At 71.2% G+C, this 15376-nt stretch carries 16 protein-coding genes and 1 pseudogene; 12 read left to right on the forward strand and 5 right to left on the reverse strand.

Features of this window, described 5'->3' with window-relative positions:
- A pseudogene (locus VQ03_RS16210) lies at window positions 1-596 on the forward strand (methyl-accepting chemotaxis protein); the annotation flags it as partial.
- 21 nt (window positions 597-617) lie between these two features.
- Here the strand turns inward: VQ03_RS16210 and mntR are convergent.
- Window positions 618-1076 carry a manganese-binding transcriptional regulator MntR gene (gene mntR / locus VQ03_RS16215; protein ID WP_048451931.1) on the reverse strand — a complete coding sequence of 153 codons (459 nt, stop codon included), beginning with the start codon at window positions 1074-1076 and terminating at the stop codon, window positions 618-620.
- A gap of 118 nt (window positions 1077-1194) precedes the next feature.
- Complete coding sequence (locus VQ03_RS16220) at window positions 1195-2085, reverse strand: LysR family transcriptional regulator (protein ID WP_048451932.1); 891 nt, start codon at window positions 2083-2085, stop codon at window positions 1195-1197.
- Window positions 2086-2370: 285 nt separating this feature from the next.
- Between VQ03_RS16220 and sdhC the strand changes: the two genes are divergently transcribed.
- The 6 genes from sdhC to VQ03_RS16250 all read left to right on the forward strand — a co-directional run bounded on the left by sdhC (window position 2371) and on the right by VQ03_RS16250 (window position 7125).
- On the forward strand, window positions 2371-2790 hold the full coding sequence (gene sdhC, locus VQ03_RS16225) for a succinate dehydrogenase, cytochrome b556 subunit (RefSeq protein ID WP_048451933.1): 420 nt from the start codon (window positions 2371-2373) through the stop codon (window positions 2788-2790).
- A gap of 14 nt (window positions 2791-2804) precedes the next feature.
- Window positions 2805-3218: a succinate dehydrogenase, hydrophobic membrane anchor protein gene (gene sdhD / locus VQ03_RS16230; RefSeq protein WP_048451934.1), complete on the forward strand. Its 414-nt coding sequence runs from the start codon at window positions 2805-2807 to the stop codon at window positions 3216-3218.
- 37 nt (window positions 3219-3255) lie between these two features.
- Entirely contained in the window at window positions 3256-5082 is a 1827-nt protein-coding gene (gene sdhA / locus VQ03_RS16235; protein WP_048451935.1) for a succinate dehydrogenase flavoprotein subunit, read from the forward strand.
- A 43-nt stretch (window positions 5083-5125) separates the two neighbouring features.
- On the forward strand, window positions 5126-5341 hold the full coding sequence (locus VQ03_RS16240; protein ID WP_048451936.1) for a DUF433 domain-containing protein: 216 nt from the start codon (window positions 5126-5128) through the stop codon (window positions 5339-5341).
- 162 nt (window positions 5342-5503) lie between these two features.
- The gene (locus VQ03_RS16245; RefSeq protein ID WP_048451937.1) at window positions 5504-6286 is read left to right on the forward strand and encodes a succinate dehydrogenase iron-sulfur subunit; all 783 of its coding nucleotides are present in this window, start codon (window positions 5504-5506) and stop codon (window positions 6284-6286) included.
- 221 nt (window positions 6287-6507) lie between these two features.
- Window positions 6508-7125, forward strand: a complete 618-nt coding sequence (locus tag VQ03_RS16250; protein WP_048451938.1) for an AprI/Inh family metalloprotease inhibitor — start codon at window positions 6508-6510, stop codon at window positions 7123-7125.
- Window positions 7126-7129: 4 nt separating this feature from the next.
- Here VQ03_RS16250 and VQ03_RS16255 read toward each other — a convergent pair whose 3' ends face one another.
- The 3 genes from VQ03_RS16255 to VQ03_RS16265 form a co-directional block, all read right to left on the reverse strand.
- Complete coding sequence (locus VQ03_RS16255; RefSeq protein ID WP_048451939.1) at window positions 7130-8506, reverse strand: TAXI family TRAP transporter solute-binding subunit; 1377 nt, start codon at window positions 8504-8506, stop codon at window positions 7130-7132.
- Between the two features lie 103 nt (window positions 8507-8609).
- On the reverse strand, window positions 8610-10238 hold the full coding sequence (locus VQ03_RS16260) for an outer membrane beta-barrel protein (protein WP_048451940.1): 1629 nt from the start codon (window positions 10236-10238) through the stop codon (window positions 8610-8612).
- A gap of 113 nt (window positions 10239-10351) precedes the next feature.
- Window positions 10352-10936, reverse strand: coding sequence for a GNAT family N-acetyltransferase (locus tag VQ03_RS16265; RefSeq protein WP_048451941.1), 585 nt, complete (start codon window positions 10934-10936; stop codon window positions 10352-10354).
- A gap of 77 nt (window positions 10937-11013) precedes the next feature.
- Between VQ03_RS16265 and mutL the strand changes: the two genes are divergently transcribed.
- The 5 genes from mutL to aqpZ all read left to right on the forward strand — a co-directional run bounded on the left by mutL (window position 11014) and on the right by aqpZ (window position 15324).
- Entirely contained in the window at window positions 11014-12981 is a 1968-nt protein-coding gene (gene mutL, locus VQ03_RS16270; RefSeq protein WP_048451942.1) for a DNA mismatch repair endonuclease MutL, read from the forward strand.
- A gap of 109 nt (window positions 12982-13090) precedes the next feature.
- The gene (locus VQ03_RS16275) at window positions 13091-13558 is read left to right on the forward strand and encodes a helix-turn-helix domain-containing protein (protein ID WP_053078608.1); all 468 of its coding nucleotides are present in this window, start codon (window positions 13091-13093) and stop codon (window positions 13556-13558) included.
- The gene (locus VQ03_RS16280; protein ID WP_048451943.1) at window positions 13548-13862 is read left to right on the forward strand and encodes a hypothetical protein; all 315 of its coding nucleotides are present in this window, start codon (window positions 13548-13550) and stop codon (window positions 13860-13862) included. Before VQ03_RS16275 ends, VQ03_RS16280 begins: the two co-directional genes overlap by 11 nt.
- A gap of 107 nt (window positions 13863-13969) precedes the next feature.
- Window positions 13970-14140: a hypothetical protein gene (locus tag VQ03_RS35390; RefSeq protein ID WP_483428665.1), complete on the forward strand. Its 171-nt coding sequence runs from the start codon at window positions 13970-13972 to the stop codon at window positions 14138-14140.
- Between the two features lie 449 nt (window positions 14141-14589).
- Window positions 14590-15324 (forward strand): aquaporin Z, encoded by a 735-nt coding sequence (aqpZ, locus tag VQ03_RS16285; RefSeq protein WP_048451944.1) that lies wholly within the window; start codon window positions 14590-14592, stop codon window positions 15322-15324.
- Window positions 15325-15376: the final 52 nt, after the last annotated feature.

Raw genomic sequence — 15376 nt, forward strand, 5'->3', positions numbered from 1 at the left:
TGCGCCGGCCCGCGCGAAGGCCAGCGGGAGGGAGGCCTCGAAGACCGCCGAGCTGGTGGAGAGCCGGAGCCAGGGCGCGACCCGGGTAGGGGACGTGGTGGCGATGAGCAACGGCGATCGCCGGCCAGACCAACCTCCTGGCGCTCAACGCCACGATCGAGGCGGCGCGGGCCGGCGAGGCGGGCCGCGGCTTCGCGGTGGTGGCCGCGGAGGTCAAGGAACTCGCCAACCAGACCGCAAAGGCGACCGAGGAGATCTCCTCGCAGATCGCCCGGATCCAGGATTCGACGGCGCAGGCGGTGTCGGCAATCGGCGGCTTCGGGGCGCGGATCCGCGAGATCAGCGGCGTGACGACCGCGATCGCCGCGGCGGTCGAGGAGCAGAACGCCGCGACCCAGGAGATCGTCCGCAACGTCTCGCAGGCCGCCTCCGGGGCCAGCGAGGTCATGAGCGGCACCGCCAGCGTGTCGGCCTCCGCCGAGGAGACCGGCAAGACCGCCGCGCGGGTGATCGCCGCCTCGTCCGACGTGGCGGACCGCTCCCGCGAGCTGAGCGCGCAGACGGAATTCTTCCTCAAGGGTGTCCGGGCGGCCTGATGCGACGGCGCGTTCCGCCGCTCAGGCGTCCGTCCGGGCGGCGGTGAAGCGGCGGAACGCCTCCAGGGTCTCGCCGCTGACATGGTGCTCGATGCCCTCGGCATCGCAGCGCGCCACGTCCGGGCTGACGCCGAGCGCCAGCAGGAACGATTCGACGATGCGGTGGCGCTCCCGCGCCTCCGCGGCCAGCGTCCGACCGGCCTCGGTGAGGAAGACGCCCCGGTAGGGCCGCTGCTGCACCAGGCCGTCCTCGGCCAGGCGCTTGAGCATCTTGGCCACCGTCGGCTGCGCCACGCCGAGGCGGGCCGCGATATCGACCTGGCGCGCCTCGCCGCCATCGCCGATCAGGTCGGCGATCAGCTCGACGTAATCCTCCACCAGCTCGAGCCGGCGTGCCTCGCGCACCTGCCGGAAGCCGGCGGAATGCGCCTCGGCATCGACCAGGGCGGCGGGCTCGTGCGGGCGATCGGTGTCCTGCATGGGGTGGGGTCGTCCGCCTCGTTCATTCGCTCAGGGTGAAGGCAGTCTTACCCGAGGACGGGCCGGGTGTGCAGGGCCTGAAGGCGCCCGCCGCGGTGACGATCCCCAGACGCCCCCCTCACTCCTGCGGCGCCCGCAGGTGGGCGACGAAATCCTGGGCGAAGGGGGGCAGGGCGGAGAGGTCGCGCAGGCAGATCGTCAGGTCGCGCACCGCCCACGGATCCTCAAGGGCGACGATGGCGATCCCCATCGTGCGGGCGGCCCGGCGCGCGGTCGTCTCCGGCACGATGCCGAGGCCGACCCGGCACTCGACCAGGCGGCAGACCGCGTCGAAGCCGCGCAGCTGCACCCGCAGCCGCAGGGGCTGGCCGCTGCGCCCGGCCTTGGCCGAGAGGAAGCGAGTGAGGGCGCTCGCCCGGTCGAGCCCGACGAGGTCGTGGCCCAGAACCTCGGCGAAGGGCACGGAGGCCCGCACCGCCAGCGGGTGGCCCTGCGCCACCACCAGCACGAAGCGGTCGCGGCGGAACGGATGGGTCTCGAGGCTGCCGGTCTCGACCGTGCCGGCGACGAGGCCGAGATCCGCCGCGCCCTCGGCGACGAGACCGACGATCTCGTCCGACAGGCGCTCCTCGATGTCGACGCTGACGCCCGGATGCACGGCGAGATAGGCCGAGAGCACCTCGGGCAGGAACTCGGTCAGCGCGTTGGTGTTCGACAGGACGCGGATCTGCCCCGCCGCCCCGCCCGCGAAGGCGGCGAGATCGCCTTGCAGCCGCTCGACATTGCCGAGGATCTGGCGGGCATGGGCCAGCAGCGTGCGCCCGGCCGGGGTCGGCGTGACGCCGAGCCGCGCCCGGGTGAGGAGGGCGGCCCCCAGGGACGCCTCCATGGTGCGGATGCGGTGGCTCGCCGCGGCCAGCGCCAGGTTCGCGCGGTTCGCCCCATGGGTGATCGAACCGGCCTCGACCACGTGGCGAAACAGGCTGAGGTCGACGAGATCGAAATGCATGGCGGCGTCTCCCCCGCGCGGCCGACGGCCCGTCCCCGGCCGATCGTTTCGCCGGTCACGAAGGTAGATCGCGCCGGCCCCCGATGACCAGGGGCACCTCCATCCTTCGTGGTTGGCGAAGGCTAGGTCAACGAGAACCGCATTGCGAATTGGACGCGTTCCAGGGAGACAGGCGGGCGCGTCTGTCACTCGCGTGGACCGACGGCCACGTTGCGCTCGCGTGGCGGAGCCGGTAGGTGACCCAGTTTAGAGCCGGTACAGACCCGAGAATTTCCGAGGATCACGATGGCGGACACCGCAAGGCCCACCAACCCCGCCGGCAGACCGGTCGTGCGACCGCTCTCGCCCCATCTCCAGATCTATCGCTGGACCTGGACCATGGCGATGTCGGTGGCCCACCGCATCACCGGCGTCGCGCTCTACGGCGGCACGGCCCTGCTGGCGATCTGGCTCGTGGCGCTCGCCGCCGGCCCCGGCGCCTACGGCCCGGTGGCGTGGTTCTTCGGCTCGATCCTCGGGCGGCTGATCCTGTTCGTCTATACCTGGATCCTGATGCACCACATGCTCGGCGGCATCCGCCACCTGGTCTGGGATTTCGGCCACGGCATGGAGCCCGGCACCCGCATCGCGATGGCCCGCTTCACCCTGATCGGCTCGACCGCCCTGACGGTGCTGATCTGGCTCGTCGCCCTCGTGGCGCGCTGAGAGGACGACGAACGATGGTCGACAACCGCCCCGACATCCGCCCCTCGATCCGCACCCCGCGCGCCCGCGTCAGCGGCCTGGGCGCTGCCCATCACGGCACCCGCGAGTGGTGGATGCACCGCGTCACCGCGGTCTCCAACGTGCCCCTCGTCCTCGCCTTCGTGGTCATCGTCGCCCTGATGGCCGGCCGGTCCTACCCGGAGGCGGTCGCGCTGGTGTCGCACCCGCTGGTGGCGATCCTGCTGATCCTCGGCGTCCTCTCGGTCACCAACCACATGCGGATGGGCTTGCAGATCGTCATCGAGGACTATGTCCACGACAAGGGCCTGCGCATCGCCGCGGTCATCGCCAACAACTTCTACTGCGTCGTCGTCGCGGTCGCCTGCCTCTACGCCATCGTGCGCGTGAGCCTGCGGGCCTTCGCGTAACGACGGACCGCGTCACGCCAGAACGGGAACCTCGCCCATGGCCTCCACCGCTTCCGCCGCGCCGGCCCAGAACGGCAAGGCGTACACCATCATCGACCACAGCTTCGACGTCGTGATCGTCGGCGCCGGCGGCGCGGGCCTGCGCGCCACCGTCGGCTGCTCGCAGGCCGGCCTGCGCACCGCCTGCATCACCAAGGTCTTCCCGACCCGCTCGCACACCGTGGCGGCGCAGGGTGGCATCTCGGCCTCGCTGGGCAATATGGGCCCGGACGACTGGCGCTGGCACATGTACGACACCGTGAAGGGGTCGGACTGGCTCGGCGACCAGGACGCGATCGAGTATCTGGTGCGCAACGCCCCGGCCGCGGTCTACGAGCTGGAGCATTGGGGCGTGCCGTTCTCGCGCACCGCCGAGGGCAAGATCTACCAGCGCCCGTTCGGCGGCATGACCACCGATTACGGCAAGGGCACCGCCCAGCGCACCTGCGCGGCGGCCGACCGCACCGGCCACGCCATGCTGCACACCCTCTACGGCCAGGCCGTGAAGGCGCAGACCAACTTCTTCATCGAGTATTTCGCCCTCGACCTGATCATGGACGAGGAGGGCCGCTGCCGCGGCGTCATCGCCATCGACCAGGCGACCGGCGAGATCCACCGCTTCCGCGCCGCCATGACGGTGCTGGCCACCGGCGGCTACGGCCGGGCCTATTTCTCGGCGACCTCGGCCCATACCTGCACCGGCGACGGCAACGCCATGGTGCTGCGGGCGGGCCTCGCGCTCGAGGACATGGAGTTCGTCCAGTTCCACCCGACCGGCATCTACGGCGCCGGCTGCCTCATCACCGAGGGCTCGCGCGGCGAGGGCGGCTACCTGACGAACTCCGAGGGTGAGCGCTTCATGGAGCGCTACGCCCCCTCGGCCAAGGACCTCGCCTCGCGCGACGTGGTCTCCCGCTCCATGACCATGGAGATCCGCGCCGGCCGCGGTGTGGGCAAGAACAAGGACCACATCTTCCTCCACCTCGACCACCTCGACCCGAAGATCCTGCACGAGCGCCTGCCCGGCATCTCGGAGAGCGCGAAGATCTTCGCCGGCGTCGACGTGACCAAGGAGCCGATCCCGGTCATCCCGACCGTCCACTACAACATGGGCGGCATCCCGACGAACTATCACGGCGAGGTGCTGACCCTGAAGGACGGCAACCCCGACCACGTGGTGCCGGGCCTGATGGCGATCGGCGAGGCGGCCTGCGTCTCGGTCCACGGCGCCAACCGTCTCGGCTCGAACTCGCTCATCGACCTCGTGGTGTTCGGCCGCGCCGCCGGCCTGCGCTGCGCCGACACGGTGGAGAAGGGCGGCCGCCTGCCGGAGCTGCCGAAGGACTCCGCCGACAAGGCGCTCTCGCGCCTCGACCGCTTCCGCTACGCCAATGGCGGCACGCCGACGGCGGAGCTGCGCCTCGAGATGCAGAAGACGATGCAGAACAACTGCGCCGTGTTCCGCACCGGCGAGGTGCTGGAGGAGGGCAAGGGCCTGATCCACAAGGTCTGGGCCGGCGCCGAGGACGTGAAGGTGACCGACCGCTCGCTGGTCTGGAACACCGACCTCCTGGAGACCCTGGAATTCGACAACCTGATCGGCCAGGCCGTCGTCACCATGGAATCCGCCGCCAACCGCACCGAATCCCGCGGGGCCCATGCCCGCGAGGACTTCCCGGACCGCGACGACAAGCAGTGGATGAAGCACACGCTCGCTTGGCTCGACCCCGACGCCCGCAAGGTCGCGATCGACTACCGGCCGGTCCACACATACACGATGTCGAACGACATCGCGTATATCGAGCCGAAGGCCCGCGTGTACTGAGGCCGACTTAAGGCTGAAGTCCAAGGCTCACTTGGAGGGATCGATGACCGAGTTCCCCCGGATCACCCGCGACCCGGCCATCATGGCCGGGAAGGCCTGCATCCGCGGCAAGCGGGTGACGGTCGCGATGATCCTCGGGAATCTCGGCGAGGGCGTCAGCATCGACGAGTTGCTGGCGGCCTATCCCTACCTTGAGCCCGACGAGGTGCTCGATTGCTTTCGCTACGCGGCCTGGATCGTGCGCGAAGCGGCGGCATGAAAATCATGGTCGACATGGACCTCGCGCCTGCCCGGGTTCCGCACCGTGTGAGCCCGGGATGCGCGCAAGACGACCTGCTCTCCGGAGCCCTTCTCACCGTCGAAACGAGGCGGTCTCGCATCCGCCCCCTCGGGCTCGACCGCACCGATCAGGCATAGACAGATGGCCCAGTTCAACCTCCCCAAAGGCTCCCAATACACCGAAGGCAAGACCTGGCCGAAGCCGGCCGGGGCCAAGAACGTCCAGGAATTCCGCATCTACCGTTGGAACCAGGACGACGGCGCCAACCCGCGGATCGACACCTACTACGTCGATCGCGACGATTGCGGCCCGATGGTCCTCGACGCGCTGCTCTGGATCAAGAACAAGGTCGACGCGACCCTGACCTTCCGGCGCTCGTGCCGTGAGGGCATCTGCGGCTCCTGCGCCATGAACATCATGGGGCAGAACACGCTCGCCTGCACCCTCGGCATCGACGACTGCAAGTCCAACCAGGTCAAGATCTATCCACTGCCGCACATGCCGGTGCTGAAGGATCTGGTGCCGGACCTGACCGCGTTCTTCGCCCAGCACGCGGCGATCGAGCCGTGGTTGCAGACCGAGACGCCCTCGCCCGAGAAGGAGTGGCGCCAGACCCCCGAGGACCGCGCGCGGCTCGACGGGCTCTATGAGTGCATCCTGTGCGCCTGCTGCACCACCTCGTGCCCGAGCTACTGGTGGAACGGCGACCGCTTCCTCGGCCCGGCGGCCCTGCTCCAGGCCTATCGCTGGCTGATCGACAGCCGCGACGAGAATACCGGCGAGCGCCTGGACGGGCTGCACGACCCGTTCCGGCTCTATCGCTGCCACACCATCATGAACTGCGCCAACACCTGCCCGAAGGGCCTGAACCCGGCGAAGGCCATCGCCGAGATCAAGAAGATGATGGTGGCCCGCGAGGTCTGATCCTCCCGGACCGTCCTCTCGGTGTGGCCGACTGGGTCCTGTCGGCCACACCCCCTCGAAAAGGCGCCTCCGGGCGCCTTTGTCGTTGGGGAAAGCCCTGCACGCGCCTTCGCGGGATCGTATTTGCCGAGCACGACCGTTCCCCGAGCGGCAGGCCGGCCGCCGACCCGGTCCCGGCCAGCCGATCCAGCCCTCTCGCAGGACTCCCGCAGGACCCCTCGATGCCGCGTCAGATCCTCTGCACCGTCGCCGCCCTGGCCCTCGCCGCGAGCGCCGGTGCCTGTTCCTCGTCGCGCTTCGATTCCGGGCTCAACGCCTCGGCGCGCCCGGTCGGCCGCCCGGCCCGGCCTCCGCTGCCCGAGGAGCCGGATCTCGGCCCCGGCCTGTCCTCGGGCCCGGTGACCTCGTCTCCCCTGGCGCCGCCCCCGGGCGCCTCCGCCGCCCCCGGACCGGTGGTCGCCAACCCCTCCGGCCCGATCATGGCGGAGGCGAGCCCGCCGCCGGTGCAGCAGCAGGCCGCGATCGCGCCGCCCCCGGCAGCCCCGGTCGTGGCGAGCGGCGGACGCTCCGCCGTCGTCGGCGGCTGGACCGCCAAGGACGCCACCGGCGCGAGCTGCCGGGTCAACCTGGCGAGCACCCCGGCCCTCGACCTCTACAAGGCCTCGTCCGCCGGCTGCGCCAACAAGGACCTCGCCAAGGTCACCGCCTGGGACTACCGCGACGGCGAGGTCTATCTGTACCAGCCCGGCGGCACCGTCGCGGCACGCCTGCGCCCGGCGGGCGGCGCCATGGACGGCGCCCTGTCGAAGTCCGGCGCACCGCTCGCGATGGTGAGGTAACCACCTACTCGGCAGCGCTGAGCCGGAAGGCCGGCCGCGGCGGCACCGCCTCCCCGGCCATCCGGCGGCAATCGGCGATGGTGGAGCGGGCGGTCTCGATCGCGATCATCACCGCCGCCATGGTGCGGGTGTCGGTCTCGCGCTCGCGGGTGTAGCGCACCACGTCGGCCGCGAGGCTGTCGACCTCGCCGGTCAGGGCATCGAGGCCGGCCGGATCGGCCCGGCGGGCCTCGGCCAGGATCTCGAGCAGGCGGTCCATCACCACGTCGATGCGCTCGCGCCGCAGGCGCCGCAGGCGCTGGCGCAGCCAGGCCAAAGCCGAGCCGAAGCCGCCGCCGAGCACCGCCAGCAGGTAGATCCAGTCGCCGTAGCGCTCGATGAAGCCCTGCTGCTCGCGCTCGTAATAGTCGATGGCGCCGGGATGGATCGGCAGCCGCGCGCTCGTCGCCTCGGCGGTGGTCTCGTAGGCCGGCGCCGCGACGTAGTCGGCCGCCGGCGTCGCGTCGGAGAGGCGCGAGCGCAATTCGAACAGGTGCTGGGTGACGTCCGCCGCCACGGTGCGGCTCATCGAGGCCTTGGCCATCAGCCGGTACGAGGCGCCGACGGTCTTCACCTCCTCCTCCGGCACCTTCGGGCTGCCGCCGAACAGGCCGGCCGGCACCGTCACCGCCTGGAGCCGGGGCAGGCGCTCGATGATCGCCGGCCCGTCCTCGACCCCGACGAAATCGACCTTGCGGGTCCGGCTCGCCGCCTGGACCGTGCCGACGAGGCGCAACGCCATCGGGGCGGCGGGCGCGATCACCGCCACCACCGCGTCGATGCGCTTGTCCGCGAAGGCCGCGGCGAGGTCTTCCTCCGCCAGCGGCACCAGCCGCACCTGTCCGGCGGGGATCGGGCCGGTCCCGCCCTCCTGGAGCGTGAGGCCGTAATACCCCATCAGGCTCTTCAACAGCCACAGGTCGGCGTCGCGATGGGCCACGATGCCGAGCCGCTTGCGGGCGAGCCCCGGGAAGGTCGTGATGCCCGAGGGCGCCGGCGAGGCGATCAGCATCGCCTGGTCGCGCAGGATCGCCAGCGTCAGGCCATTCGCCGGCAGGTCGACGTCGGGCCGCACCACCGCGAGGTCGGCTTTGCCCCGCTCGAGCGCCTTGGCGCTCTCGCGCACGTCGTCGAAGGGCAGGATCCTGAGGCGCACCCCCTTCTGGGTGCTCTTCAGGGCCTCCGCATAGGCGCGGATCAGCGCCGGCTCGGTGCCGTCGCGCGGCGCCACCGCGATGGTGAGCGTGGTCGCCTGCAGCAGGTAGAGCGCCACCGCCGCCGCGACGGTGAGTACCAGGCTGGTGACCAGGAAGATGCGCTCGGGCCGGAACGCTCTCGTCATCGCGCGGACATGCCCTCCCTCGAAGATCGGGGTCTTGCATCGGATGAAACCGGGGGAGGGCGACCCGGGTTGCGCGGCGCACGTGTCGCAGGGAGAGGCGGGTCTACGGGTTGACCCGCACCCCGAGCAGATACGTATCCGAGTGGTAGCTCGACCCGACCGCCGTGCTGCTCAGCAATTCGCGGGCGTAGCTCGCGCGGACGCCGAGCCAGCGGTTGAGGCGGTAATCGAGCTTGACGCCTGCGCTGTAGCCCTGCTCGCGGATGCTGGTGCCCTGGTAGTCGTTGCTGATCAGGGTGCCGGTCAGCGTCAGGCGCAGGTTGCGGCGCAGGTCGTGGGTCAGCTCGGCGACGGCGGTGCGGGTGAGGATGCCGCTCGCCCCCGGCACGATGGTCTCGATCACGCCGGTCGAGGCGCCGAGCCGGACCGAGGTGAGGGCGGTCGCCGCCCAGGTCACCGAGCCGTCGATCACCGGGCCGGTGATGTCGCGCAGGCGGCTGTCGGCGTAGCGGCGCGCGAGGTAGCCCCCCGAGACCTCGCCGGTGAGGAGCCGGCTGAACTCGAAGCTCGAGCCGGCGCGCACCGTGATGCCGTCAGAATCGCGGCGCAGGCCGAACTGGTCGACCGCGAAGTCGTGGACCCTGGTGTCGAGCAGGGTATCGACGAAAGGGGTGAAGCCGGGGCGGATCTCGTAGCCGGTGCGCAGGCGCAGGCCGAACTGGTTGGCGTTGCGGTCGTCCTGGCGCAGGACCGTGCCGTCGGTGAGCTGGGCGTTCTCGAAGGTCTGGCGGTCGACGAGGCCCGCCACCGTCACTTGCAGGCGGTTGAAGGCCTGCGTCACCCCGACGGTGCCGCCATAGGCCGCGACGAGGGGCCGGTCGCGGACCTGGACGTTGAGGTCCGGGCTGCCGGCGCGCTGGGTCGAGATGGCGTAGCGGCCCTCGACATCGACCTTGGTGTCGCGGGCGACGTCGAGGCGCAGGCGCATCGCCCCGTCGCCGTCCGGCCGGTTGGCGTTGCGGTTGTCCGGATAGGAGAAGTAGCCGCCGCGCAGCTCGCCGGCGAGCGAGTGGGACGACCAGTCGCTCTCGACGCGCAGCTCGCCCTGGCTGCGCAGGGCGAGCGAGCCGCGGCGGTAGATCGATCGGTCGGGGTTGGAATCGTAGCCGACGCTCTGCTGCAGGGCGGGGAACAGGGTGAGGCTGCCGACCCGGATGCCCAGCGGCGCGTAAGGATCGAGGGGGTCGATGGTCCGGCGACGCAGGAGCGGCGCCGCCGCCGCGATGTCGGGCAGGCCGGCGACCGGGATCTGCACCGTCGGACGCAGGCGCAGGTCGTCGGCGACGCCCTGCTGGGTCGCCTGACGGGTGACGGCGGTGGTGGGCTGGCGGGTCCGCCGCTGCGGCGGCGTGCGCGGCCGGGCACCGAACCGGGCGGCGGCGCCCGGACGAGAAAGGCCGCGGGGCAGGCCGCCCTGGAGCGCCGGATTGGACGCGCGCAGCGCGAAGGTGCCGGGGTCCCGGCCGCCGGGAAGCGGGCCGGCCAGGGCGGGATCGGCCGCCTGCCCCAGGAGCTGCCCCGATCCTTGCCCGAATCCTTGCCCGGATCCCTGGTCCGAGCCGAGCGCGGTCGTCTGGGCGTGGAGCGGCCCCGCGGCGAAGAGGGAAGCTGCCAGCACCAGGGCCGGAACACCCGGGACGGCCTCTCCGCGTGTTCGCCGCTCGTCCGCCACGGTCCGCTCCGCCGGGGCCCGTCAAGGACGGCGGGCCATCATGGTTAAGAGCGTTACAACCGGCAGGGTTAAGCCCCGGTAACCGGCCGGCGGACGATCCTCTCGCGCGGCGCTCACCCGGCCGGCGGGGTCCCGTCGCCAAGGCCGTCGTCAGGAGGGCTCCGGTCCCCTGAGCCGAGGGGGCGCTGCATCAGCACGGTGTCGAGCCAGGCGCCGTGCTTCCAGCCGACGGAGGCGAGCACCCCGACATGCCGGAAGCCGAGGGCGGCGTGCAGGGCGATCGAGGCGGCGTTGTGCGAATCCCCGATCACCGCGACCATCTGGCGAAAGCCCGCCGCCGTCGCCTCCGCGATCAACCGCTCCAGCAGGAGCCGGCCGAGGCCGCGCCCGGCCTGGTCCGGCCGCACGTAGACGGAGTTCTCCACGGTGCCGCGATAGGCCGGGCGGGTCCGGTACGGGCCCGCATAGGCGTAACCCACCACGGCGCCCGCCCGCTCGGCGACGAGGTAGGGATAGCCCCCGTCCACGAGAGCCGCGCGGCGCCGGCCCATCTCGGCCTCGTCCGGCGGTTCGAGCTCGAACGAGGCCCGGCCGGTGATCACGGCCCGCGCGTAGATCGCCGTCACCGCGGGAAGGTCGGCCTCCCGGCAGGGGCGCAAAACCACGTCGTCGCCCGGGATCCCGTCATCCTGCGCCATCGGCCTCGATCCATCCCCGGTGGAAACGCGCGACCCCGCACCTTCTGGCGGGCCGTGCAAGAGCTTATATCCGGATCATGGCTCCTTCATCCCCCGGACGCCCGCAGGTCCGCCGCCTCGACCCGGTGCTCGTCGACCGCATCGCCGCCGGCGAGGTGGTCGAGCGGCCGGCCTCGGCCGTGAAGGAACTGGTCGAGAACGCGGTCGATGCGGGCGCGTCCAGCATCGCGGTGACGATCGCCGCCGGCGGGCGCAAGCTGATCCGGGTCGTCGACGACGGCGGCGGGATGGGGCCCGAGGACCTCGCGCTGGCGGTCGAGCGCCACGCCACCTCGAAGCTGCCGGACGGCGACCTGGAGCGGATCGACACCCTCGGCTTTCGCGGCGAGGCCCTGCCCTCGATCGGTGCGGTGGCCCGCCTCGCCATCACCTCGCGGGTGCCGGGCACTGATCGCGGCCATTCGATCGTGGTCGATGCGGGCCACAAGGGGCCGGTGCGGCCGGCGGCCAGCCAGCCCGGGACCCGGATCGAGGTGACGGACCTCTTCGCCGCCACCCCGGCGCGGCTGAAATTCCTCAAGTCCGACCGGGCCGAGGCGACCGCGGTGGGCGAGATCCTGCGCCGCCTCGCGGTCGCCCATCCGCAGATCCGCTTCACCCTCACGGGCGAGAACGCGTCCTCCGCCGGCCTCGTCTTCCCGGCCGAGTCCGGGCCGGGCTCGTGGCTGCGCCGCCTCGTCGCGGTGCTGGGACCGGAATTCGGGCAGAACTCGGCGCCCCTGAGCCTGGAGCGCGAGGCCTTCGCCCTCGACGGCCATGTCGGGCTGCCGACCTTCCACCGGGCCGCCGCCACCCATGTCCACTTCGTCGTCAACGGCCGGCCGGTGCGCGACCGGCTGCTGCTCTCGGCGGTGCGGGGGGCTTACGCCGACGTGATGGCCTCCGACCGCCATCCGGTCCTGGCGCTCGCGCTCACCTGCGACCCGGCCCTCGTCGACGTCAACGTGCATCCGGCCAAGACCGAGGTGCGCTTCCGCGACCCCGGCCTGGTGCGCGGGCTCATCGTCAGCGCCATCCACGAGGCCCTGCGCCGGGAAGGCGGGCGCAGCTCCGCCACCGTGGCGGCCCGCACCCTGGAGAGCCTGCGGCCGGCGGTGATTCCGGTGACGGCGCAGTCGCCGGCTCAAGCCGCGGCGCGCCAGCCCGCGAGCCTGTTTTCGCGCCGGGACGAGACCGCGCCGACGGGGTCCGGCCGGCCCGAGGCCTTCGGACGCGCTATCGGGCCAGCCGCCCGGGAGGCTCCTTGGGAGGCCTCTCGGGAGGCGCGCGAGCCCGACCAGGCCGCCTACGAGGCGCCGACGAGCGGCTTCGGCGAGGCGGCCCAGGCGCAGTTTGCCGGCGACCTCGCCCTGCCGAGCGCCGACCAGCGCGCGCCCGCGCCCGAGGCGGCGGCCAACCCCGCCGAGCAGCATCCCCTGGGCGCGGCGCGGGCCCAGCTGCACGAGACCTACATCGTCGCCCAGACCCGGGACGGGATCGTCATCGTCGACCAGCACGCCGCCCACGAGCGGCTGGTCTACGAGCGGCTGAAACGCGAGCGGGCGGGTGGCGGCATCGGCCGCCAGATCCTGCTGATCCCCGAGGTGGTCGATCTCGACCCCGTCGAGGCCGACCGGCTCGCCGACGCGGCGGACGCCCTGCAGGATCTCGGCCTCGTCCTCGAAGCCTTCGGCCACGGCGCGGTGCTGGTGCGGGAGGTGCCCTCGGCGCTCGCCGGCGGGTCCTTGCGCGCGCTCCTCACCGATGTGGTCGACGCGCTCACCGAGGGCGGCGCCGACCCGCTCGCCCGCCGCCTCGACGCCGTCCTGTCGCGGATGAGCTGCCACGGCTCGATCCGGGCCGGCCGCCGCCTGCGGCCGGAGGAGATGAACGCGCTCCTGCGCGAGATGGAGGCGACGCCGTTCTCCGGCCAGTGCAACCATGGCCGCCCGACCTATGTCGAGCTGAAGCTGTCCGATGTGGAGCGGTTGTTCGGGCGGCGCTGATGGCGCGCGCCCGAGGCCGGACGCGAGTTCCGGCAACGGCACCCGGAGCAGCTTGCGTTTCGCTCGGACAGGCTTACACTTGTTACAGACATCGGCGATACAGGCCGTCATGCCGGAGACAGTGGCCGTCATCCCGTCGCCCGCAGCGGATCGCGAGCCGAATGCCCGTCTCGCCCAGGAGATCCGCCGGTTCCGAAGCGAGGGCGCTCGCGAGGCTGGCGCCCTGACGCTGCTTGGCCCCTCCGGCGAGACGTTCGGTACGCTGACCGAGTCGGCAGTGCTGGCCCTCGAAGCCGCCTTGACGCAGCTCGCCGAAACCGACGAGGTCATGCTGGGGTCACGGGACACCGAGTTGTCGCCCGAGGCTGCCGCCAGGGTTCTCGGCGTCTCCAGGCCTGTGGTCTACCATCGCATGAAGACGGGCCGGCTGCCTTATCGGGAGGCCGGCTCGCACAGGCGCGTCCTCTACAAGGACGTCCTGGCGCTGCGACGCTTCGAGGAGGAGCGGTGCGCCACATCCAAGGCTCTGAGCGAGGATGCGGACGGGCAGGAGGAACCGGCGCCGCGTGCGTCCTGAGATCGTCAACGTCCTCGCGGACGCGAATGTCCTCTGGTCTCCGCAGTTGCGCAACCTGTTCCTCCAGCTCGCGCATCAGGATGTCTTCCATATCTTCTGGACCGATCTGGTCATCGAGGAGTGGCTCCGGAACATCGAACCCGATCAGCGCGCTCGATGCGAGGCGGGAACAGTGCCACTGATGCGGCGGCATTTCCCGGAGGCTTGGCTACCGGCGATGACGCCGACGCCATTCGGGACGACCGACCCGAAGGACCCCACGTCGCAGCCGCCGCCGTCCACGTGGCTCCGTCAGTGCTGGTGACCTGGAACCTGGGGGATTTCGACTAGGAAGTCCTGCGGGTCGATGGCGTCGAGGTCCTGTCGCCGGACCGCTTCCTGCGCCGAACATTCGACGCTGACCCGGCCACCGTGCTCGCGTTCACGCGTCAGGCGCAGGCGAACCTGACCAGGACGGCACCGACCTGGGAGGCGTACACGGCGGTCCTCCTGAGAATCGGGCTCGTGGATTTCGTGGCCGGAATCAAGGCACACGAAACATCCTCGAACGCAGCGGATAGCCCCAAAATCGATGAAAATTAATAAGTTCATCCATGAGGATAAATTTGATAAATATTGAAGTGCGAGGCATCGTTACTGTGATGATGTCCTGGCAAAACATAACTCATAGCGACGATGAAGCGCCCCGTCTCCAGCGCATACACACACACGCATGGATCACTCGCCTTTAACACGGCCGATGGCGCATACGAGCCCGCCTGACCAATCGGTCGCATCCCCGTTCAGTACAGCGGCGGCGTGCCTCGGTTTCGTTACCATGCGATCTCCGGTATAGATGACGTGAGCGAGCATAAAAGCTCGCGGCCATACTTGGGATAGCCTCTCCTCCGACGGATCCGGGCGGCGCACGGCGCTGCATCCGGGCCGAATGCCCGCGGCCGACGTCCCCGCATGCCCCATCGAAGCCGGCCCGAGATCCGGCACCGGACACCAGGGCCCGGGATGAGATCCCGCACGAGGAGACGCTCCCCATGGACATCCGCAAATGCGCCGCCGAGGCGATCGGCACCTTCTGGCTCACCTTCGCCGGCTGCGGCAGCGCCGTCGTCGCGGCAGCCTTCCCGGAGGTCGGGATCGGCCTGCTCGGGGTATCGGCCGCCTTCGGCCTGACCGTTGTCACCATGGCCTACGCCATCGGCCACATTTCCGGCTGCCATCTCAACCCGGCGGTGACGATCGGGCTCGCCGCAGGCCGGCGGTTCCCGGGGCGGGACATCGTCCCCTACGTCGTCGCGCAGCTCGTCGGCGGCGTCGCGGCGGCGGGCCTGCTCTACGTGATCGCCTCCGGCGCTCCGGGCTTCGACCTCGCCAAGGGCTTCGCCGCCAACGGCTACGGCGAGCACTCGCCCGGGCAGTACTCCCTCGTCGCTTGCTTCCTCGCCGAGGTGGTGCTGACCCTGATGTTCCTGTTCGTGATCATGGGGGCGACCCACGGCAAGGCGCCGGTGGGCTTCGCGCCGCTGGCGATCGGTCTCTGCCTGACCCTCGTCCACCTGGTCGGCATCCCGATCACCAACCTGTCGGTCAACCCGGCCCGCAGCACCGGACCGGCCCTCATCGTCGGCGGCTGGGCGACGGCGCAGCTCTGGCTGTTCTGGGTCGCGCCGATCATCGGCGGTGCCCTCGGCGGCATCCTGTACCGCTGGTTGAGCGAGGAGCCCTCGGCGCAGGTCACCGGCGTCCCGAGCGCCGCCGCGACGCATTGATGCCGATCGCGCCTCGCCCGCGACGCGTCGGGGGCGAGGCGCGATCGGCATC

The sequence above is a fragment of the Methylobacterium tarhaniae genome, from assembly GCF_001043955.1.
Taxonomy (GTDB): Bacteria; Pseudomonadota; Alphaproteobacteria; order Rhizobiales; family Beijerinckiaceae; genus Methylobacterium; species Methylobacterium tarhaniae.

Bases quoted from the DNA above. Each gene is read 5' to 3' on its own strand.
- mntR (WP_048451931.1), bottom strand. From the start codon at position 1,076: ATGCAGGACACCGATCGCCCGCACGAGCCCGCCGCCCTGGTCGATGCC.
- VQ03_RS16220 (WP_048451932.1), bottom strand. From the start codon at position 2,085: ATGCATTTCGATCTCGTCGACCTCAGCCTGTTTCGCCACGTGGTCGAG.
- sdhC (WP_048451933.1), top strand. From the start codon at position 2,371: ATGGCGGACACCGCAAGGCCCACCAACCCCGCCGGCAGACCGGTCGTG.
- sdhD (WP_048451934.1), top strand. From the start codon at position 2,805: ATGGTCGACAACCGCCCCGACATCCGCCCCTCGATCCGCACCCCGCGC.
- sdhA (WP_048451935.1), top strand. From the start codon at position 3,256: ATGGCCTCCACCGCTTCCGCCGCGCCGGCCCAGAACGGCAAGGCGTAC.
- VQ03_RS16240 (WP_048451936.1), top strand. From the start codon at position 5,126: ATGACCGAGTTCCCCCGGATCACCCGCGACCCGGCCATCATGGCCGGG.
- VQ03_RS16245 (WP_048451937.1), top strand. From the start codon at position 5,504: ATGGCCCAGTTCAACCTCCCCAAAGGCTCCCAATACACCGAAGGCAAG.
- VQ03_RS16250 (WP_048451938.1), top strand. From the start codon at position 6,508: ATGCCGCGTCAGATCCTCTGCACCGTCGCCGCCCTGGCCCTCGCCGCG.
- VQ03_RS16255 (WP_048451939.1), bottom strand. From the start codon at position 8,506: ATGACGAGAGCGTTCCGGCCCGAGCGCATCTTCCTGGTCACCAGCCTG.
- VQ03_RS16265 (WP_048451941.1), bottom strand. From the start codon at position 10,936: ATGGCGCAGGATGACGGGATCCCGGGCGACGACGTGGTTTTGCGCCCC.
- mutL (WP_048451942.1), top strand. From the start codon at position 11,014: ATGGCTCCTTCATCCCCCGGACGCCCGCAGGTCCGCCGCCTCGACCCG.
- VQ03_RS16275 (WP_053078608.1), top strand. From the start codon at position 13,091: ATGCCGGAGACAGTGGCCGTCATCCCGTCGCCCGCAGCGGATCGCGAG.
- aqpZ (WP_048451944.1), top strand. From the start codon at position 14,590: ATGGACATCCGCAAATGCGCCGCCGAGGCGATCGGCACCTTCTGGCTC.